Raw genomic sequence first — 3658 nt, forward strand, 5'->3', positions numbered from 1 at the left:
TAAATCATTTTTGGCAATCTATCATGGCAACAATTAACAATAATTACCTCAAACTTAAAGCAGGTTATCTATTCCCAGAAATCGCTCGTCGCGTAAATACCTTTGCTGAAGCTCACCCAGAGGCCAAAATTATCAAACTAGGTATTGGGGACGTCACTGAACCCCTGCCAGCAGCTTGTCGTCAGGCCATTATTAAAGCAGTAGAAGAAATGGGCGATCGCTCAACTTTTAAAGGTTATGGCCCAGAGCAAGGTTATGGTTGGTTGCGGGAGAAAATTGCGACTCAAGATTTCCAGGCTAGGGGGTGTGATATTGATGCCTCTGAAATATTTATTTCTGATGGATCTAAATGCGACACTGGTAATATTCTCGACATTTTTGGCCACGATAATACTATTGCAGTGACAGATCCAGTTTATCCTGTGTATGTAGATACTAATGTAATGGCAGGTAATACTGGAGATGTGAATGAGAAAGGGGAATATGAGGGTTTAGTTTATTTACCAATTACCGCAGAAAATAATTTTACTGCCGAACTTCCCACTCAAAAGGTAGATTTGATTTATCTGTGTTTCCCAAATAACCCCACTGGTGCCACTGCCACAAAGGAATATCTCAAGACTTGGGTAGATTATGCAAAAGCGAATAATGCGATTATTTTGTTCGATGCTGCTTACGAAGCATTTATTACTGATGCAAGTCTTCCCCACTCTATATATGAAATAGAAGGAGCAAGAGAATGCGCGATCGAATTTCGCTCCTTTTCTAAGAATGCTGGTTTTACAGGTACTCGTTGTGCGCTGACTGTCATACCCAAAACTCTCAAGGGGAAAGCTGCTGATGGTAGCGATGTAGAATTATGGAAATTGTGGAATCGCCGTCATTGCACAAAATTTAATGGAGTTTCTTATATTGTGCAGCGTGGTGCTGAAGCAGTTTACTCCGATGAAGGGAAAGCACAGGTGAAGGGGTTGATCAAATTTTATTTAGAGAATGCCAAAATTATTTGTTCCCAGTTACAAGCGGCAGGGTTAACTGTTTATGGTGGTGTGAATGCGCCTTATGTTTGGGTGCAGACACCTACAGGTTTGTCTAGTTGGGATTTTTTCGATAAACTGTTGCACAACTGTAATGTTGTCGGTACACCCGGTTCAGGTTTTGGTGCAGCAGGTGAAGGTTACTTCCGAATTTCCGCTTTTAATAGTCGGGAAAATGTTAATGAGGCAATGAAGCGAATAACTGAGAAATTTAAAGTTTAGGTAGGCGATCGCTAAAATCAAGTAAGATCGAGTAGTCGTGGACTGACACATCTAAAATAGTGCAATATGTAGGGGCGGGTTCTAGTTTAAATTAACTAATTTAACCACCAGATAAAATAAACCCGCCCCAAATAACTAACGCAGAAAATTAGTTGTGTAAGTATATTTTTACTAATTTTTATCAGTGAAAATATTTCCTAAAATTCCAATGATTAACACTCTATAAGTAGCAAAATACTTAATAGTCTAAGCTTTTGAAAAAGTAATAGCCAAATAGTTTAGTGAGGGTAGACAAATAGGAATAATATTTACCTACTATTGTCAATTATTCTGTAACTATTTTGAGCAACCTAGAAATAATCACTCGCCAAACCTCTCCAATAATTCCTCCCGCGAAGCATTCAATAATAAACGAGCTAACTCCTTTGGAGACAACAGCAACATAGGCTCAATAATAGCCAACAACTTTGAATCTAGAGAACCAAACCGGAAATTGAATGAACTTTTAATCAGTTCTTTTATTTGTTCTTGTTGAGTTTTTTGGAAACCTTCTCTAAAGCCTTTTTCAAAACCTTCTTTCCAAAGTTCTAGGCGAATTTTTTCAAAGGTCTCCCCGCGCCAACGTCGTTGATAAACAGGCGATCGCTCCATTAGTAACTCCTAGTCATTTCAATTATTAGTAACTCCTGCAATAGGGAAACTTAGAATACAGAATTTTCTTTTTTTATCTCCTTAAAAAAGGAGACATAAAACCTTATTATTTTGGTTAGTAACTACTCACCAAACCTCTCCAGCAATTCTTCTCGCGAAGCAGTTAATAACAAAGGAGTGAAATCCTCTGGAGACAACAGCAAAACTGGTTCAATAATGGCCAATAGTTCTGAGTCCAGGGAACCAAACCGGAAAGTGAGTAAATTTTCAATCACTTGCTGCTTTATCCTTTGTTCGCCTTGTTGGATACCTTCCTCCAAGGTATCCTCGCGACAACGTAAATAAACAGGCGATCGCTTCATCAGTAACTCCTATCAGTAACTACTCACTAAACCTCTCCAACAACTCCTCTCGCGAAGCAGTTAATAACAAAGGAGTCAACTCCTCTGGAGACAACCCCAACATCGGCTCGATAATGGCCAATACTTCTGAGTCTAGGGAACCAAACCGAGCATTGAGTAAATTTTCAATCATTTGCTTTATCTTTTGTTCCGTTTGTTGGACACCTCGCTGGATACCTTCCTCTAAGGTATCCTCGCGCCAACGTAAATAAACAGGTGATAGTTTCATTAGTAACTCCTGGTCATCTTCATTTATATTGTCTCTTACTTGAATTGTGATGTGCCAGCTTGCCAGAAGCTCGGTCAAATTTTCCCGAAGTGAGTTGCCTTTTGGTAAAGCTTCCAATTCTAAAATGGCTTGCTCTTGTGTCTGACCTTTTCCCAATACCCGCAACCAGAGAGTATCCTGGTTAATTGGTAATTGATTAATGGCTACTATTGCTGTGTTTTGAAAATCTGGCAAAAAATAAATACCTGTAGGCCATTGACCGCTTGAGTCTATTTTAGCGCCAAAACCATCAATGATTCTGGCCGAACAAGAGGGGGACAAAATCCACAATAGAGGCCATTTAGCTTCAGAATAGGGAGTGTTTTCTCGTCTAGCTTTACGTTTTTGTTGGTTAATAACAAAGTTAAGTTTGGCTTGACAGTCTAGTATTTCTAGTCGTTGTGGTTGATTGCGAAATGGCTCTTCAACAATGAATAATGAATAATTAATAATTAATAATTAATTATTACCTATCCTTGAAAATAAGATAAAATATACGTCTATTTCCCGGACTTCGCTGGCAACATCGCGACTGGTTTCTACTTTACCTAATAAGGTTAGTAATTCTTCTAAATATTGTTTGGCAAATTGGTCGTGGGGAGTTCGCGTCATTTCAGTTATCAGTTATCAGTTATCAGTTATCAGTTTTTTACAGGAAGTTTGATTGGTAATTATAGAGTATAATTTTAGATATAAAACTATTTGTAATTCATGGAAAAATTACAGCATATTCCAAGTATCTCAAGTACAGATATTAATAATTTAATTTTCCCAGTGCGAGCATCTTGCTCGCGTGGGTGTACCTCTTCAGTTATTCAGTTATCAGTTTTTTACAGGAAGTTTTATGGGTAATTAAGAGTATAGTTGAGGATATAAAATTATTTGTAATTAATCGGAAAATTCTGATTGAGTAAATCAGGGGTAGGTAAAATGTCATATAGTGATTTTGATTTAAAAAAAGTCAAAGCTGAGTTTAATTTGAAAATTATAGAAACAGAAGATTTATTTTCTCAAGTTGAACCTATAGAGATTAGTAATTTATTAGCTGAAATGTTGAAGCAAAATGTACCTATTGCTTT

At 37.5% G+C, this 3658-nt stretch carries 5 protein-coding genes; 1 reads left to right on the forward strand and 4 read right to left on the reverse strand.

The genetic code is table 11. The features are described 5' to 3' along the window. Positions 1 to 23: 23 nt before the first annotated feature. A complete protein-coding gene (locus AC3DU7_RS28365; RefSeq protein ID WP_488042604.1) occupies positions 24 to 1259 on the forward strand; it encodes an LL-diaminopimelate aminotransferase in 1236 nt (411 codons plus the stop codon). Between the two features lie 360 nt (positions 1260 to 1619). Here the strand turns inward: AC3DU7_RS28365 and AC3DU7_RS28370 are convergent, their stop codons facing one another. The 4 genes from AC3DU7_RS28370 to AC3DU7_RS28385 form a co-directional block, all read right to left on the reverse strand. After that, complete coding sequence (locus AC3DU7_RS28370; protein ID WP_488042600.1) at positions 1620 to 1910, reverse strand: hypothetical protein; 291 nt, start codon at positions 1908 to 1910, stop codon at positions 1620 to 1622. Positions 1911 to 2032: 122 nt separating this feature from the next. Beyond that, positions 2033 to 2272 (reverse strand): hypothetical protein, encoded by a 240-nt coding sequence (locus AC3DU7_RS28375; RefSeq protein WP_488042601.1) that lies wholly within the window; start codon positions 2270 to 2272, stop codon positions 2033 to 2035. A 19-nt stretch (positions 2273 to 2291) separates the two neighbouring features. After that, a complete protein-coding gene (locus AC3DU7_RS28380; RefSeq protein ID WP_488042602.1) occupies positions 2292 to 2870 on the reverse strand; it encodes an RpnC/YadD family protein in 579 nt (192 codons plus the stop codon). A 168-nt stretch (positions 2871 to 3038) separates the two neighbouring features. Then, on the reverse strand, positions 3039 to 3191 hold the full coding sequence (locus tag AC3DU7_RS28385; RefSeq protein ID WP_488042603.1) for a hypothetical protein: 153 nt from the start codon (positions 3189 to 3191) through the stop codon (positions 3039 to 3041). Positions 3192 to 3658: the final 467 nt, after the last annotated feature.

The organism is Okeania sp. (genome assembly GCF_983059655.1).

Coding starts and splice junctions, on each gene's coding strand:
- AC3DU7_RS28375 (WP_488042601.1), bottom strand. CDS start 2,272: ATGAAGCGATCGCCTGTTTATTTACGTTGTCGCGAGGATACCTTGGAG.
- AC3DU7_RS28365 (WP_488042604.1), top strand. CDS start 24: ATGGCAACAATTAACAATAATTACCTCAAACTTAAAGCAGGTTATCTA.
- AC3DU7_RS28385 (WP_488042603.1), bottom strand. CDS start 3,191: ATGACGCGAACTCCCCACGACCAATTTGCCAAACAATATTTAGAAGAA.
- AC3DU7_RS28370 (WP_488042600.1), bottom strand. CDS start 1,910: ATGGAGCGATCGCCTGTTTATCAACGACGTTGGCGCGGGGAGACCTTT.